The following is a 15,114-nucleotide window of genomic DNA, read 5'->3' on the forward strand; positions in this document are numbered from 1 at the left end:
GGTGTTGACGCGCCAACCGCTGCGGGCGGACACCCCCCCGACACGGCCCCTTGCCGCCGTACGCGGGTGCGGGTGCGTGCGCCCGGCCGCGCGGGCCGCGTCGTGCCGCTGGGTGGTGCAGGGGCGCGCTGCGCGCCTTCTCCGGTGGGAGGGACAGCCGACTAGGCGTCGGCAAAGGGGGTGCTGGGGCGGGCGTAGCGTGGGTGCATGACGACGTACGGATCCTTTCCCGGCACGCGGCCTCGGCGGCTGCGGACCACCCCCGTCATGCGGAGGATGGTCGCCGAGACCCGGCTGCATCCCGCAGATTTCATCCTTCCGGCCTTTGTGCGCGAGGGCGTTGCCGAGCCGGTGCCGATCGCGGCGATGCCCGGTGTCGTGCAGCACACCCGGGACACGTTGAAGAAGGCCGCGGCGGAGGCGGTCGCGGCGGGGATCTCCGGGATCATGCTGTTCGGCGTGCCGGAGGAGTCGAAGAAGGACGCGCTGGGTACGCCGGGGACCGACCCGGACGGGATTCTGCAGGTCGCGATCCGTGATGTGCGGGCCGAGGTGGGCGACGAACTGCTCGTCATGTCCGACCTGTGTCTCGACGAGACCACCGACCACGGGCATTGCGGGGTGCTGGACGCCGAGGGGCGGGTCGACAACGACGCCACCCTTGAGCGGTACGCCGAGATGGCGCAGGTCCAGGCCGACGCCGGGGCCCATGTGGTGGGACCCAGCGGCATGATGGACGGGCAGATCGGGGTCGTCCGGGACGCTCTGGACCAGATCGGGCGGGAGGACGTCGCCGTCCTCGCGTACACGGCGAAGTACGCGTCCGCCTTTTACGGGCCCTTCCGGGAGGCCGTCGGCTCGTCGTTGAAGGGCGACCGGAAGACGTATCAGCAGGATCCGGCGAATGCGCGGGAGTCCCTGCGGGAGTTGGCGCTCGACCTCGAAGAGGGCGCCGACCTGGTCATGGTGAAGCCGGCCGGGCCCTACCTGGACATCCTGGCGCGGGTGGCGGACGTCGTGGACGTTCCTGTGGTCGCGTACCAGATCTCCGGGGAGTACTCGATGATCGAGGCCGCCGCCGAGAAGGGCTGGATCGAGCGGGACCGGGCCATCCTGGAGTCGCTGACCGGGATCAAGCGAGCCGGTGCGCAGAACATCCTCACGTACTGGGCGACCGAGGTCGCGCAGCGGTTGTTGTGAGGCCCTGGGGCGCCCCCGGGACGCAACGGTTCGAAGTCGGTCCGGCTACGGCTGGAACTCGTTCCGGGGAACGTCCGGGGGGTGGCCTGTGGTGGTCTGGTGGTTTTCCGGGGTTCTTGGGGTGATCTTCGGCGGGTCTGTCCGGAAAACGACGGTCGGGGGTGGGGTGGTTCGGTGGGTTCGGGGCCAGGAGCTGGGGCGATGTAACGAATTGACGAGTCCCCGTCAGGGTCCTTATCTTCTGCGCCTGGCCTGATCCGTTCGGAGGGGTCTCACGTCGATCCCTGGGGGGAACGCAATGAGCTGGTTCATCGAGGCGCTGAAGAAGTACGCGGTGTTCAGTGGGCGCGCGCGCCGCAAGGAATACTGGATGTACACGCTGTTCGTCGCGATCATCTACATCGTGCTGGCGATCCTCGCCGCCGTCACCAAGCAGCCGCTGATCGCGGTCGTCTTCTACCTGGCGATCCTTCTGCCGAGCCTGGCGGTCACGGTTCGCCGTCTGCACGACACCGGCCGCACCGGCTGGTGGGTCCTCATCGGGCTCGTCCCGCTCGTCGGCGCCATCGTGATGCTGGTCTTCCTGTGCAGCGAGGGCGAGTCGGGCGCGAACAAGTTCGGCGCGAACCCGAAGGAAGCGCCGGCTCTCGTCTGACGTCGAGATACCTGCTGTGCTTCGAGGCCGTCCGGTTGTCCGGGCGGCCTCTCGGTTTGTTCAGGGGGTCGTCGAGGACGCGGTGGACGGGCCCTCGTCGCGTACGCCTGTTCCGTCCTCGCAGCCCGTCAGCACGAGCGCGAGGAGCGTGAGGGCGGTGGTGGCGAGGAGGCAGCGGATTCGGGCGGGCATGGAGACAGCGTGCGGGGTGGACGGCCGCGGGTGCCAGGATTCGCGGGGGATTCGGGACGCCGGGGCGATGGGACGCGGGCTGACCTGCGGGGATGTCGCGGTCGTGGGATGCCGTGCGGGACGCCGTAGGGCGGGGACCGGGGAAATGCGGTGGCGGGCACCATCAAGTACCGCCGGGAGTTAGGTTGTTGACTCTCTTCCGCCGACTCTTCGAGGAGACGCCCATGTCCGGTGACGCCCTCAGCCTGGATCCCGCCGAGCTGAGAAGGAGGATCGACACCACCAGGGCGCACCCGGCCCGTGTCTACGACGTCTTCCTCGGCGGCAAGGACAACTACCCCGTCGACCGTGAGGCGGCCGCCGCGGCGCTCGCCGCCAACCCGCGCGGGTACCTCGACGTGCGCCACAACCGCGACTTCCTGCGCCGGGCCGTGAACACGCTCGCCGGGGAGGACGGCATCCGGCAGTTCCTCGACATCGGCACCGGCCTGCCCACCGCGGAGAACGTCCATCAGATCGCCCAGCGCACCGCGCCGGACTCCCGGGTCGTGTACGTCGACAACGATCCGGTCGTGCTCGCGCACGCGCGTGCCTTGCTGACGAGCGGACCCGACGGGCGTACGGACTACATCGACGCCGACTTCAAGAACCCGGCGCAGATCCTCGAACAGGCCGCGAAGACGCTGGACTTCGACCAGCCGATCGCGCTGTGCCTGGTGGCGATCCTGCACTTCGTCGAGGACGAGGAGGCGTACCCGATCGTGCGCGGACTCGTCGACGCGCTGCCCTCCGGGAGCCGGCTGGTCCTCAGCCATCTCACCGAGGACCTCAACGCGGAGAACATCCGGGCGGTGCAACGGACGTACACCGGGCGCGGGTTCACCTTCGTGCTGCGGACGAAGAGTGAGGTCGAGCGGTTCTTCGCCGAGAGTTCACTGGAACTGGCCGAGCCGGGTGTCGTACCGGCCCACCGGTGGCGGGCGGACGGCTCGGCGCCGGTGCCGGTGCCGGAGCAGCCGGAGGCGTCGTACCTGGCGGGACTCGACGACATCGAGAAGGTGCGGTACGCCGACATCAACGACGTGACGGACGCGGACATCAACGTCTACGCGGCGGTGGGGACGAAGGCCTGACCGGGGCTGTGGGTGGCTGATTCCGTCCGTATCGCGGAAACCTGCTTGTAGATGGCACCTATGTCTCTAGGGTGCCGTGGCATGCGTTGCCGTTCGTCCGCTGGAGTCGAAGGAGTCGCCGCCATGACCGTCACCGAGGTGGAAACCACGCCCGTGCCGCCGCTCGCCGCTCGGACGCGGGCGGTCGGCGGCTCGGCCGTGCGGGACATCCTCGCCGTCACCGCCCGCCCCGAGGTGATCAACTTCGCGGGCGGGCTGCCGGCGCCGGAGCTGTTCGACGCGGAAGGCATCGCGGAGGCGTACCGGGCCGTCCTCGCGGAGGCGCCCGGGCGGGCGTTGCAGTACTCCACCACCGAGGGCGAGCCGGGGCTGCGGGGCGCGCTGGCGGCGCGGATGTCGGTGCGGGGGCTGCCTACCGAGGCGGACGACGTCCTGGTCACCACCGGGTCGCAGCAGGCCCTGTCCCTGCTCGCTACCGCGCTGGTGGAGCCCGGGGACACGGTTCTCGTCGAAAGTCCCTGCTACCTGGCGGCACTTCAGGCCTTCGGCTTCGCCGGGGCGCGGGTGCTGGCCGTGCCGGGGGACGGGGACGGGCTGGACCCGGCCGCGCTGGAGGAGCTGGTGGTGCGGGAGCGGCCCAAGCTGCTCTACACCGTGCCGACGTTCCAGAACCCGACGGGCCGTACGCTGCCGGCCGCGCGCCGGGCAGCGGTCGCCGCCGTGGCCGCTCGGCGGGGGCTGTGGATCGTCGAGGACGACCCGTACGGGGAGCTGCGGTTCGAGGGCGAACGGGTGCCGTGGATCGCCACGTACCCGGGGGCGGAGGACCGTACGGTCCTGCTCGGCTCCTTCTCCAAGGTGATGGCGCCGGGGCTGCGGCTGGGGTGGCTGCGGGCCCCCGGTGAGCTGCGGCGGGCGTGCGTGGTCGCCAAGCAGGCCGCCGATCTGCACACGCCGACGGTCAACCAGCTCGTCGCGGCACGGTACATGGCCGACCGGGACCTGGACGCCCATGTCCGGCGGGTCGCCGGGGTGTACCGGGAACGCCGGGACGCCATGCTCGCGGGGCTCGGGGACGCGCTGCCGGAAGGGTCGGCCTGGAGCCGGCCGGAGGGCGGGATGTTCCTCTGGGCCCGGCTGCCGGCTTCGTACGACACGACCGCGCTGCTGGCGCGGGTGGTGCGGTACGACGTCGCCTATGTGCCGGGGGCGCCCTTCTATGCCGGTGAGCCGGACCGGTCGACGCTGCGGCTGTGCTTCGTGACGCAGACGCCGGAGGAGATCGGGGAGGGGCTGCGGCGGCTGGGAGCCGGGCTGCGCGAGGCGGGGCCGGAAATTCTTTGAGGTCCGTGCCGGTGGTCTGCTTGTGGTGCCGTCATGTCGGATGTCGTGGAGAAGTACTTCGAGAGGATCGGCTGGGAGGGGGAGCGGCGGGCCGATGTGGCGACGCTGAAGGGCGTGCATCTCGCGCACATGCGGGCCATTCCCTTCGAGAACCTGGATGCCCTCAGCCGCCGGGCTCCCTCCCTGGACCCCGTCGGCCTCGTGGCCAAGCTGGTCGACAGCCGGCGCGGCGGCTACTGCTACGAGCACAACTCGCTGTTCTCGCTGGTCCTGGAGGCGCTGGGCTTCGCCGTGACCCGGCTGACCGCCCGCGTCGTCGTGGGCACGGACCGCATCGAGAGCCGGCCGCGCACGCACATGGCCCTGCTCGTCGAGGTGCCGGGCGAACCCGGGCCGTATCTGGCCGACGTCGGCTTCGGGGCCCTGGGGTCGTTGCTGGAGCCGGTGCCGCTGGTGGCCGACACCGAGTTCCGGGACGCGGAGCGGCGCCACCGGCTGGTGCACGCGCCGGAGCACCGGGGGCCGTCGGAGATGTGGGTGCTCGAGGCGTACGCGCCGGAGAAGGGGGGCGGCCAGTGGGAGGCGCAGTACGCGTTCACCCTGGAGCCGTTCGAGAAGCCCGACTTCGAGGTCATCAACTGGCACATCGCGACGAACCCGCGCTCACCCTTCACCCAGCGCCTCTTCGTGCAGCGGATCGCCCCCGGACGGCACCTCCTCCTCGCCGGCCGCCTGTTCACCGAGACGAAGGCCGACGGCACGGTCAGGCAGCGGGAGTTGACGGACGAGGCGGAGGCGCGTCGGGTTCTGGAGGGCGAGTTCGGGATAGTGGCTCCGCAGGGGACGACCCTGCTGCCGTGAGAGGCGGGCCGGGTCAGTCCCACCAGAAGGACCAGGCGGGTTCGCCGATCAGCTCCTTCGCGTAGGTGCGCAGGTCGTCGAGGTCGCCCCGTATGAGGGTGTCCGGGCAGAAGGCGACGTGCTCGGCCGCGACCGCCTCGGCCTCGGCGGGAGTGCCGGGCGGGGCGGCGACGGAGACGACCAGCGTGTCGGAGGTCAGCGCCACGACCCGTATGCCGAAGCGGTCCTCCCAGGAACGCAGGACCGCGCAGAGCCGCGCCACGTCGTTCTCGTGGTTGAGCGGGCCGGTCCAGCCGATCGCCGCCGGGATGTCGGCGGAGCGGCGGGCCGGGACCAGGGCGAGCCGCGGGTGGTGGAACGCGGAGCCCCGGCCGCCGCGCACCGCGTCGGCGACCTCGGCCGCCCGCACGTCCGGGTCGGCTTCCTCCCGGCCGGCGGGGGCGAGGCCGGGCCAGGCAGGGCCGAAGGGGGCGAGCGGGCCGTCGTAGGAGGCCGGGGCTTGCTCGGTGGCTTCGGTGGCTTCGGTCGCTTCGGTGGCGGGCGGGAGTTGATCGTCCGCCGTGTGTTCCTCCCAGAACTCCGTCAGGACCTCCTCGGCGTCGTGGTCCCCGGGGTACGACATCAACTCGGGGCTCAGTGCCCAGCCCTCCGGGCCGTCGCCGTCGTGGGTGTCCACGAGCACGGGAAGCAGCCCCTGCCGGGCGGCGGGCGGTGCCAGGGCCGCCCAGTCGCCGGCGGACGGGGGCTGCTCGGCGTACCACAGCAGCGGTTCGTGCCAGGGGCCGTCGGGCGTCTCGTCGACCAGCCTGCCGGGCGGGAGCCGGAGGCCGAGCGCCGCAAGTCGCGGCAGGGGGTTGGGAAGCGTCGCCATGCCGGTGACTGTAGGGGCAGCCACTGACAGTGGCTGCCCCCGCCTGTCCGCCGGTGACGGGAAGGTCAGAGGCGCTCGGGCGTCCTGATGCCCAGGAGGGCCATGCCCTGGTGGAGGGTGCGGGCCGTGAGGTCCACCAGGAGCAGACGGTTCTCGACGACCTCCGGGGCGTTGTCGGCCGACAGCACCTGGCACTGGTCGTAGAACGTCGTCAGCAGCGACGCCAGCTGGTACAGGTACGAGGCCAGCTTGTGCGGCTCGTACGCCGCCGCCACGTCCAGGACCGTCTCGCCGAACTGGTCCAGGTGCAGCCCCAGTGCGCGCTCCGCCGGGGCCAGTGCGAGCTCCGGGTGCGCGGCGGGGCGGGCCTCGCCGGCCTTGCGGAGGATCGACTGGATACGGGCGTACGCGTACTGGAGGTACACGGACGTGTCGCCGTTCAGCGACACCATCTGGTCCAGGTCGAACTTGTAGTCCCGTACGGCGGAGGTGGACAGGTCCGCGTACTTCACGGCGCCGATGCCGACGTACCTGCCGTTCTCGACGATCTCCTGCTCGCTCAGGCCCACCTTCTCGGCCTTCTCGCGGACGACGGCCGTCGCCCGCTCGACCGCCTCGTCGAGGAGGTCGACCAGCTTCACCGTCTCGCCCTCACGCGTCTTGAACGGCTTGCCGTCCTTGCCGAGGACCGTGCCGAAGGCGAGCTGGACCGCCTTGACGTCCTCGCCCAGCCAGCCGGCCCTCCGGGCGGTCTCGAAGACCATCTTGAAGTGCAGGGACTGGCGGGCGTCGACGACGTAGACGAGCGTGTCCGCCTTCAGGTTGAAGACGCGGTCGCGGATCGCCGAGAGGTCGGTCGCCGCGTAGCCGTAACCGCCGTCCGACTTCTTGACGATCAGCGGGACCTTGTTGCCGTCCGGGCCCAGGACGTCGTCGAAGAAGACGCAGAGGGCGCCCTCGGAGCGGACCGCCACACCCGACTCCTCCAGGAGGCGGCAGGTCTCCGCGAGCATGTCGTTGTAGCCGGACTCGCCGACGATGTCCGCGTCCCGGACCTCCATGTCCAGCTTCTCGAAGACGGAGAAGAAGTAGATCTTCGACTCGTCCACGAACTTCTGCCAGGTGGCGAGCGTGTGCGGGTCGCCGGCCTGGAGGTCGACCACCCTGCGGCGGGCCCGCGTCTTGAACTCCTCGTCGGAGTCGAAGTGCTTGCGAGCCGCCTTGTAGAGGCGGTCGAGGTTCGACATCGCCTCTTCGCCCGACACCTGGGTGTCCTTGTGGTCCAGCTCGTGCGGGTGCTCGTCCAGGTACTGGATGAGCATGCCGAACTGGGTGCCCCAGTCGCCGATGTGGTGCCTGCGGACCACCGTCTCGCCGGCGAACTCCAGGAGGTTGACCGCCGCGTCGCCGATCACCGCGGAACGCAGGTGACCGACGTGCATCTCCTTCGCCACGTTCGGCTGGGCGTAGTCGATGACCGTCGTGCCCGGGTTCTCGGCGAAGGGGACCCCGAGGCGGTCGGTATCCGCGTGCCGCGCGGCCAGGTTCTCGGTGATCGCGCCGTCCGTGAGCGTGATGTTCAGGAAGCCGGGGCCGGAGACCTCGATGTCCTTGATCAGGTCACCGGTGACCACCTGGGAGACGACCTGCGTCGCCAGCTCCCGCGGGTTCGCCTTCGCCTTCTTCGCGAGGGCCAGGATCCCGTTGGCCTGGAAGTCCGCCCGGTCGCTTCGGCGCAGCAGCGGGTCGGCGGAGCCGGCCTCCGGCAGAGCAGCCGAGAGGGCGGACGCGAGGCGCTGGTTGACGGAAGCGGTGAGGGACGTGACCGGGGCCATAGGAGTGGGTGCCGTTCTCCTCGTGGGAATTGGTGGGCCCGCCCAGTATCCCACGGGGCGTAAAGCGGTTTTCCTGGGCGCGAGGTGGTCTGGGAGAATGGGTCGTCAGCCGTGCGGCCGTACCGGCTGCTCGTGTGAAACCTTCAGGAACCATCAAAAAGAGGACGTGCCGATCGTGGCTCAGAGCACCGAGACCACCGACTGGGTCTCCCGTTTCGCGGATGAGGTCATCGAGGAGTCGGAGCGTCGGGTCCCGGGCAAACCGGTCGTCGTCGCGTCCGGGCTCTCGCCTTCCGGACCCATCCACCTGGGGAACCTCCGCGAGGTGATGACCCCGCACCTCGTCGCCGACGAGATCCGGCGGCGGGGCCGTCAGGTGCGCCACCTGATCTCCTGGGACGACTACGACCGGTACCGCAAGGTGCCCGCCGGAGTCCCCGGCGTCGACGAGTCCTGGGCCGAGCACATCGGCAAGCCCCTGACCTCCGTGCCCGCGCCGAAGGGGTCGTCCCACCCGAACTGGGCCGAGCACTTCAAGGCCGCGATGGTCGAGTCGCTCGCCGAGCTGGGCGTCGATTTCGACGGGATCAGCCAGACCGCGCAGTACACCTCCGGCGTCTACCGCGAGCAGATCCTGCACGCCATCAGGCACCGCGGGGACATCGACGCGATCCTCGACCAGTACCGGACCAAGAAGGCCCCCGGCAAGAAGCCGTCGCAGAAGCCCCTCGACGAGGCCGAGCTGGAGGCCGCCGAAGGCTCGGGGGCGGCAGGCGAGGACGACGGCAGCTCCGGGTCGGCCGGGTACTTCCCCTACAAGCCCTACTGCGGCAACTGCGAGAAGGACCTCACCACCGTCACCGCCTACGACGACGACAGCACCGAGCTGACGTACGCCTGCACCGCCTGCGGCTTCTCCGAGACCGTCCGGCTGAACGAGTTCAACCGCGGCAAGCTGGTCTGGAAGGTCGACTGGCCGATGCGGTGGGCGTACGAGGGCGTGATCTTCGAGCCGAGCGGCGTCGACCACTCGTCCCCCGGATCGTCCTTCCAGGTCGGCGGGCAGATCGTCGGGATCTTCGGCGGGAAGCAGCCGATCGGGCCGATGTACGCCTTCGTCGGCATCAGCGGGATGGCGAAGATGTCCTCGTCGAAGGGCGGCGTGCCCACCCCCGGCGACGCCCTGAAGATCATGGAGCCGCAGCTCCTGCGGTGGCTGTACGCGCGGCGCCGGCCCAACCAGTCCTTCAAGATCGCCTTCGACCAGGAGATCCAGCGGCTCTACGACGAGTGGGACAAGCTCGACGCGAAGGTCGCGGACCGGTCCGCCCTGCCCGGTGACGTGGCCGCGCACGCGCGTGCCGTGGGAACCGCGGGCGGTGAGCTGCCGAGGACGCCCCGGCCGCTGCCGTACCGGACGCTGGCCTCCGTCGCCGACATCACCGCCGGGCACGAGGACCAGGCCCTGCGGATCCTGTCCGAGCTCGACCCGTCGAACCCGCTCGGCTCCCTCGACGAGGCCCGCCCGCGGTACGACAAGGCCGAGGCGTGGATCAACACGCAGGTGCCCGCCGACCAGCGGACCATCGTGCGCGACGAACCCGACGCCGAGCTGCTGAAGTCCCTCGACGAGCAGGCGCAGGGGTCACTTCGGCTGCTTCTCGACGGGCTGGCCTCGCACTGGTCCCTGGACGGGCTGACCCACCTCGTGTACGGCGTGCCCAAGGTGCAGGCCGGGTTCGCGGCGGACGCGACGCCCAAGGAGCTGCCCGCGGAGATCAAGACCGCCCAGCGGACCTTCTTCGCCCTGCTGTACCACCTGCTCGTCGGGCGCGACACCGGTCCGCGGCTGCCCACGCTGCTGCTGGCGGTCGGGCAGGAGCGGGTGCGGGCCCTGCTCGGGGAGTAGGCCCGGGTTCCACGACGGAGGGGGCGCCCGGTGCCGGCACCGGGCGCCCCCTCCGTCGTACCCGGGTGGGTCAGGCGATGTGGTCCTCCTCCAGCTCCGCCGCGTGACGGTTCTGGAAGCGCATGACCATGCGCTTGGCCTCGGAGTCCGGGATGGGGGAGCCGTAGGTCGCTTCCACGTCGTAGCTGAACTGGCTGGGCGTCGGGTAACCGCTGCCGCTCATCGAGGACTGCTTGAATATCTGGTAGTACGACTCTTCGTCCGGCTCGGTGGCCGGGGTGCCGCCGCCCTCGCCCAGCTCGCGGGTGCGGCCGGGGCTCACCGGGATGGGGAAGCTGCCGGTCTCCTCCCCGGAGGGCTCACGCAGAGGCTCCTGGTACTGGGCCTCCTGGGCCTCCTGGGCCTCCTGGGCCCCCTGGGCCTCCTGGTACGAGGGCTCCAGGTACTGCTCGGCGTGCTGCTGCTCCTCGTACCACTGCTCGTACTGCTCCGGCGGGTCGTAGGCGGGGTCGTAGCCGCCCTGGTAGTCGACCTGTTGCGGAGGCCTGAACCAGGGGCTCTCCTCCTCCGCGGGCGCGTCCGGCGCGGTCGGCCCGTTCGGGGTGGTGTCGAGCTCCAGGCGCTGCTCGGCTGGAGGTGTCACCGCGGCGGGCGGTGGGACGGCCTTGGCGGCCGGCGCCGGGTCCGCCTCCTCCTGGCGCGGGGCCGGGGGCAGGAGCGCCGGCTCGATGCCCGCGGCCGCCAGGCCCGCCGGGGCGGTGCGGGCCAGCGGGACGCCGTACCTCGCCAGCCTCAGCGGCATCAGGGACTCCACCGGGGCCTTGCGGCGCCAGGCGCGGCCGAAGCGGGAGCGCAGGCGGGCCTGGTAGACGAGGCGTTCCTGTTCGAGCTTGATGACCTGTTCGTAGGAGCGCAGCTCCCACAGCTTCATGCGCCGCCACAGGAGGAACGTGGGGAGGGGGGACAGGATCCAGCGGGTGAGGCGGACTCCCTCCATGTGCTTGTCGGCCGTGATGTCGGCCATGCGGCCGATCGCGTGCCGGGCCGCCTCCACGCAGACCACGAACAGGATGGGGATCACCCCGTGCATGCCCACGGCCAGCGGGTCGGGCCAGGCCGCCGCGCCGTTGAAGGCGATCGTCGCCGCCGTCAGCAGCCACGCCGTCTGGCGCAGCAGGGGGAACGGGATCCGGACCCAGGTCAGGAGCAGGTCGAGGGAGAGCAGGACGCAGATGCCTGCGTCGATGCCGATCGGGAACACGTAACTGAAGTTCCCGAAGCCCTTCTGGAGAGCGAGTTCACGGACGGCGGCGTACGAGCCGGCGAAGCCGATTCCGGCGATGACGACCGCACCGGCGACGACCACGCCGATCAGAATCCGGTGCATCCGTGTCAGCTGCAGTGGCGCGGCCACCCGTACTCCCCTCCTGATGCGTGTTGTTGCGCGCAACAGGGTGGCACAGATGTGCTTCGCACGCGTGGCCGGTAGGAATCGGCCGCTCTCCTTCGGGTCTAGGATGCATACATGTCGAAGGTACTGAATAAACTTCCAATCGGAGAGCGGATCGGAATCGCGTTCTCCGGCGGTTTGGACACCTCCGTTGCCGTGGCGTGGATGCGTGAGCGTGGCGCCATCCCTTATGCCTATACAGCCGACATCGGGCAGTACGACGAACCGGATCTGGCCGATGTGCCCGAGCGCGGGCGCACCTACGGAGCCGAACAGGCCCGGCTCGTCGACTGCCGTGAGCCCCTCGTCGAGGAAGGCCTGGCCGCCCTCGCCTGCGGTGCCTTCCACATTCGGTCGGCCGGGCAGACGTACTTCAACACGACCCCCCTCGGCCGCGCGGTCACCGGCACCCTGCTGGTCCGTGCGATGCGCGAGGACGACGTCTCCATCTGGGGCGACGGCTCCACCTACAAGGGCAACGACATCGAGCGGTTCTACCGCTACGGCCTGCTCGCCAACCCCAGCCTGCGGATCTACAAGCCCTGGCTCGACCAGGCCTTCGTGGCCGAACTCGGCGGCCGGCACGAGATGTCCGCCTGGCTGACCCAGCGCGACCTGCCCTACCGGGACTCCGCCGAGAAGGCGTACTCCACCGACGCCAACATCTGGGGCGCCACCCACGAGGCCAAGCGCCTGGAGCACCTCGACACCTCGCTCGAGATCGTGTCCCCGATCATGGGTGTCCCCTTCTGGGACCCCGAGGTCGACATCCCGGCCGAGGACGTCACCGTCGAGTTCGAGCAGGGCCGCCCCGTGCGGATCAACGGGCGCGCCTTCCCCACCGCCGTCGAACTGGTGCAGGAGGCCAACCTCATCGGCGGCCGGCACGGCCTGGGCATGTCGGACCAGATCGAGAACCGCATCATCGAGGCCAAGAGCCGCGGCATCTACGAGGCCCCCGGCATGGCGCTGCTGCACCTGGCCTACGAGCGGCTGCTCAACGCCATCCACAACGAGGACACCGTCGCCATGTACCACGGCGAGGGCCGCCGGCTCGGGCGGCTGCTCTACGAGGGCCGCTGGTTCGACCCGCAGGCGCTGATGCTCCGCGAGGGCCTGCAGCGCTGGGTCGGCAACCCCGTCACCGGCAGCGTCACCGTGCGGCTGCGCCGCGGCCAGGACTACTCGCTCCTCGACACCCAGGGCCCCTACCTCAGCTACCACCCCGAGAAGCTGTCCATGGAGCGCAGCCACGACCCGGCGTTCGCCCCGGACGACCGCATCGGCCAGCTGACCATGCGCAACCTCGACATCGCCGACTCGCGCAGCAAGCTCGAGCAGTACGCCGCGCAGGGCCAGCTCGCGGCCTGGGGCGGGCTCATCGGCGAGCTGCCTCCGGGCGGCGCGGACGCCATCGCGGCGGGCAGCTACGAAGGTGTCGCGCCGGTGGACTCCGACGCGCTCGACCAGGCGGCGATCGAGTCGGGTACGGACTGACCCGCGGTCCGTGCCCGACCCGGGCGCGGCACACCGGCTACGGCGGGGGCACCGAGCCGGTGAGGTCCGTCAGTCCTTCTTCGCGGCCGACGCGGACGCGGAGGCCGGCTTCGACGCGGACTCGGACGCCGACGGGGACGCGGGCTTCGACGCGGACTTCGACGCCGACGTGGACGGCGAGGGGCTCGTCGAACCCGAGCCCCCCGATCCGGACCCGGACCCCGACCCGGATCCCTCGCCGTTCGCCGACGACACCGCCGCCACCGCCTCCTTGGCGGCCTTCTGGGCGAGCTTCGTCAGGGAGGCCGCGCTCGGGGTCTTCTCCCCGGCCAGACCCGCGCCGTTGTAGTCGAGGGTGATGACGACGTTCTCGACCCGCGTGACGACCGTCTGCTGCCTGAAGGAGCCCTCCTTCTTCTTCAGGTCGTACGTCACCGTCGTCGCCGCGTCGCCCGTGCCGCTCACCGGCTGCGACTTGACGCTCTTCGCGCCCTCCACCGCCTGCGCGTCCTGGAGCTGCTTCTCGTAGTACGTCTGCGCCTGATCGGCACCCGCACCGCGCGAGACGTCCGACTCGAAGCGGAGCAGGGAGACGTTCAGCCAGCGGAACTGGGAGCCCTTCACGCCGTTGTTGTCGAGGCTGCTCCAGGAGCAGCTGGCACGCGCCGACGTGTCGTCCGAGGTGCCCTGCTTGCCCGACTTCGGCGCCTTCGGCACCAGTTCGCCCAAGGTCTTCTTCCCGAACACCGCGCACGGCTCCGGAAGCGACTTGTACGCCGCCGCCTGCACCGTCGGTGAGGGGCTCGCGGAAGCCGACGCGGCGGTGTCCGCGCTCTTGCCGCCGGTGTCGTCGGAGCCGGAGTCCGAGGAGCAGCCGGCGGCGATCAGCATCACGGGGACTGCGGCCGCGCAGACAAGTACGCGGTTGAGGCGCTTCGCCCGCTGGTCTCGCTCGTCACGCTGCTCTGCCTGTGCTGGTCGCTGCATGGTTCCTTCACTCATGACGCTTGTGGTTCCTGCCGTCGGATCTGGTCCGAGGGGCCACGGTACGCGGTGAGGGAGATGTGCGGTCTCGCTTCGGCCGCTTTGTGCGCGAGCGTGAGAGGGCTGTGAAGGGCCGTCAGCCGGCCAGTGAGTCCGCCAGCTGAACGGCCAGTTTCCTGGCCTTGTCCTGCATTTCCTTGCTGTCCGGGGCCACGCCGATCGTCGCCGGCTGCTCCACGTACTCGATCGTCACGATGACGTTCGACGTGCGGAACGCCACAGTCACCGTGCGCTGCTGGGCCGTTGAACCGGAACTGCCCAACGCGTCGTCCAGGAACGCCTCGTCGCCGAGTTCGTCGAGGAGACGGGGCTGGAGGTCGGTCGGCGTGGCGGAGACCGTGGAGGAGGGCGAGCCCGAGCCGGAAGGGGCCGAGGAGGAAGGGGCCGAAGAGGAAGGGGAGGGGGGCGCCGAGGCGGAGTCGGTCGGCGCGGCGGTGCTGGTGTCGCCCGTGCCGCCCGTGTCGACGTCGGACGCGACGCTGGGGCTCGCCGCCTCGGGGAGGTCGGCCGCCTCCTCCTTCGTCGCGAAGAGCTGCTGGGCCTGGGTGTCGTCGCTCACCGAGGTGTCGTACGAGACGACCCGCTCGAAGTCGACGAGCAGGTGGTCGGTGGCGTCCGCGGACTCCACCTTCCAACGGCAGCCGACCTTGCGGTCGGTGTCGTAGGTGGGCGTGGCCTCGCCCGCGTAGGCGATCTCCTGCTGCGCCTCGTCGGCGAGCTGTCGGATGCCGGGCAGCAGCGAGTCGAGGGTTCCCTGGCTGACCGCGCCGCAGGGTTCCGGGAGCACGCGGTACCTGCCGGGCTCGGCCACGGCGGATGCCGTGCCGGCCTCGCCGGGGTTCGCGTCGTCCGTCGTACCGGTGTCTCCCGAGCTGCCGGTGCAGCCGGCCAGCAGGGCCGCGAGGAGCGCGGCGACGCCGGGTACGTACGCCTTCCGCTGCACGGTCAGGCTCCTCTCGAGGGGGCTTGGTGCCGGGTTCTTCAGTGTCCCCGCTGGTTAATCGCTTGCCGCACGGGGGCGTGCCCTGCAGACAATGTGTATCGCACGCATGGCCGTGGACGCCGGTCCGTTGTCCTTTACGTCGACCTAGGCGCCGCTTTTGCGTTGTGAGACTTCTGTTGT

Annotated in this window: 13 protein-coding genes; 7 read left to right on the forward strand and 6 right to left on the reverse strand. The window is 70.6% G+C overall.

From position 1 onward, the window contains the following. Positions 1-207: 207 nt before the first annotated feature. Together hemB and ACZ5XS_RS34355 are read left to right on the forward strand one after the other, a co-directional pair. A complete protein-coding gene (hemB, locus tag ACZ5XS_RS34350; protein ID WP_468657996.1) occupies positions 208-1,200 on the forward strand; it encodes a porphobilinogen synthase in 993 nt (330 codons plus the stop codon). A 298-nt stretch (positions 1,201-1,498) separates the two neighbouring features. Further along, positions 1,499-1,855: a DUF805 domain-containing protein gene (locus tag ACZ5XS_RS34355; RefSeq protein ID WP_217235351.1), complete on the forward strand. Its 357-nt coding sequence runs from the start codon at positions 1,499-1,501 to the stop codon at positions 1,853-1,855. A 60-nt stretch (positions 1,856-1,915) separates the two neighbouring features. Here the strand turns inward: ACZ5XS_RS34355 and ACZ5XS_RS34360 are convergent, their stop codons facing one another. Next, positions 1,916-2,047, reverse strand: coding sequence for a hypothetical protein (locus tag ACZ5XS_RS34360; RefSeq protein WP_302185393.1), 132 nt, complete (start codon positions 2,045-2,047; stop codon positions 1,916-1,918). A gap of 224 nt (positions 2,048-2,271) precedes the next feature. Here ACZ5XS_RS34360 and ACZ5XS_RS34365 point away from each other — a divergent pair, with 224 nt between their 5' ends. The 3 genes from ACZ5XS_RS34365 (at position 2,272) to ACZ5XS_RS34375 (ending at position 5,385) form a co-directional block, all read left to right on the forward strand. After that, entirely contained in the window at positions 2,272-3,180 is a 909-nt protein-coding gene (locus ACZ5XS_RS34365) for an SAM-dependent methyltransferase (protein ID WP_468657998.1), read from the forward strand. A gap of 123 nt (positions 3,181-3,303) precedes the next feature. Further along, positions 3,304-4,524, forward strand: coding sequence for an aminotransferase-like domain-containing protein (locus tag ACZ5XS_RS34370; RefSeq protein ID WP_468658000.1), 1,221 nt, complete (start codon positions 3,304-3,306; stop codon positions 4,522-4,524). Between the two features lie 33 nt (positions 4,525-4,557). Continuing rightward, complete coding sequence (locus tag ACZ5XS_RS34375) at positions 4,558-5,385, forward strand: arylamine N-acetyltransferase family protein (RefSeq protein WP_468658002.1); 828 nt, start codon at positions 4,558-4,560, stop codon at positions 5,383-5,385. A gap of 13 nt (positions 5,386-5,398) precedes the next feature. Here ACZ5XS_RS34375 and ACZ5XS_RS34380 read toward each other — a convergent pair whose 3' ends face one another. After that, positions 5,399-6,256, reverse strand: a complete 858-nt coding sequence (locus ACZ5XS_RS34380; RefSeq protein WP_468658004.1) for a DUF4253 domain-containing protein — start codon at positions 6,254-6,256, stop codon at positions 5,399-5,401. 65 nt (positions 6,257-6,321) lie between these two features. Continuing rightward, positions 6,322-8,091, reverse strand: coding sequence for an arginine--tRNA ligase (argS, locus tag ACZ5XS_RS34385; protein WP_468658006.1), 1,770 nt, complete (start codon positions 8,089-8,091; stop codon positions 6,322-6,324). A 166-nt stretch (positions 8,092-8,257) separates the two neighbouring features. On the opposite strand from argS, the gene lysS reads away from it, so the two are divergent. Continuing rightward, positions 8,258-10,000 (forward strand): lysine--tRNA ligase, encoded by a 1,743-nt coding sequence (gene lysS, locus ACZ5XS_RS34390; RefSeq protein WP_468658008.1) that lies wholly within the window; start codon positions 8,258-8,260, stop codon positions 9,998-10,000. Between the two features lie 70 nt (positions 10,001-10,070). Here the strand turns inward: lysS and ACZ5XS_RS34395 are convergent, their stop codons facing one another. Continuing rightward, the gene (locus ACZ5XS_RS34395) at positions 10,071-11,414 is read right to left on the reverse strand and encodes a DUF2637 domain-containing protein (RefSeq protein WP_468658010.1); all 1,344 of its coding nucleotides are present in this window, start codon (positions 11,412-11,414) and stop codon (positions 10,071-10,073) included. A gap of 111 nt (positions 11,415-11,525) precedes the next feature. On the opposite strand from ACZ5XS_RS34395, the gene argG reads away from it, so the two are divergent. After that, positions 11,526-12,947, forward strand: coding sequence for an argininosuccinate synthase (gene argG, locus ACZ5XS_RS34400; protein ID WP_468658012.1), 1,422 nt, complete (start codon positions 11,526-11,528; stop codon positions 12,945-12,947). A 69-nt stretch (positions 12,948-13,016) separates the two neighbouring features. On the opposite strand, the gene ACZ5XS_RS34405 is transcribed toward argG, so the two are convergent. Then, a complete protein-coding gene (locus ACZ5XS_RS34405) occupies positions 13,017-13,934 on the reverse strand; it encodes a DUF3558 family protein (protein ID WP_468658014.1) in 918 nt (305 codons plus the stop codon). Between the two features lie 133 nt (positions 13,935-14,067). Further along, the gene (locus ACZ5XS_RS34410; RefSeq protein ID WP_468658016.1) at positions 14,068-14,934 is read right to left on the reverse strand and encodes a DUF3558 domain-containing protein; all 867 of its coding nucleotides are present in this window, start codon (positions 14,932-14,934) and stop codon (positions 14,068-14,070) included. Positions 14,935-15,114 lie beyond the last annotated feature (180 nt).

Source organism: Streptomyces sp. NPDC033131, from assembly GCF_055578365.1.

Excerpts from the sequence above, each read along its gene's own strand:
- hemB (WP_468657996.1), top strand. The coding sequence starts at position 208 with ATGACGACGTACGGATCCTTTCCCGGCACGCGGCCTCGGCGGCTGCGG.
- ACZ5XS_RS34405 (WP_468658014.1), bottom strand. The coding sequence starts at position 13,934 with ATGCAGCGACCAGCACAGGCAGAGCAGCGTGACGAGCGAGACCAGCGG.
- ACZ5XS_RS34380 (WP_468658004.1), bottom strand. The coding sequence starts at position 6,256 with ATGGCGACGCTTCCCAACCCCCTGCCGCGACTTGCGGCGCTCGGCCTC.
- argS (WP_468658006.1), bottom strand. The coding sequence starts at position 8,091 with ATGGCCCCGGTCACGTCCCTCACCGCTTCCGTCAACCAGCGCCTCGCG.
- argG (WP_468658012.1), top strand. The coding sequence starts at position 11,526 with ATGTCGAAGGTACTGAATAAACTTCCAATCGGAGAGCGGATCGGAATC.
- ACZ5XS_RS34375 (WP_468658002.1), top strand. The coding sequence starts at position 4,558 with ATGTCGGATGTCGTGGAGAAGTACTTCGAGAGGATCGGCTGGGAGGGG.
- ACZ5XS_RS34365 (WP_468657998.1), top strand. The coding sequence starts at position 2,272 with ATGTCCGGTGACGCCCTCAGCCTGGATCCCGCCGAGCTGAGAAGGAGG.
- ACZ5XS_RS34355 (WP_217235351.1), top strand. The coding sequence starts at position 1,499 with ATGAGCTGGTTCATCGAGGCGCTGAAGAAGTACGCGGTGTTCAGTGGG.
- ACZ5XS_RS34360 (WP_302185393.1), bottom strand. The coding sequence starts at position 2,047 with ATGCCCGCCCGAATCCGCTGCCTCCTCGCCACCACCGCCCTCACGCTC.
- ACZ5XS_RS34370 (WP_468658000.1), top strand. The coding sequence starts at position 3,304 with ATGACCGTCACCGAGGTGGAAACCACGCCCGTGCCGCCGCTCGCCGCT.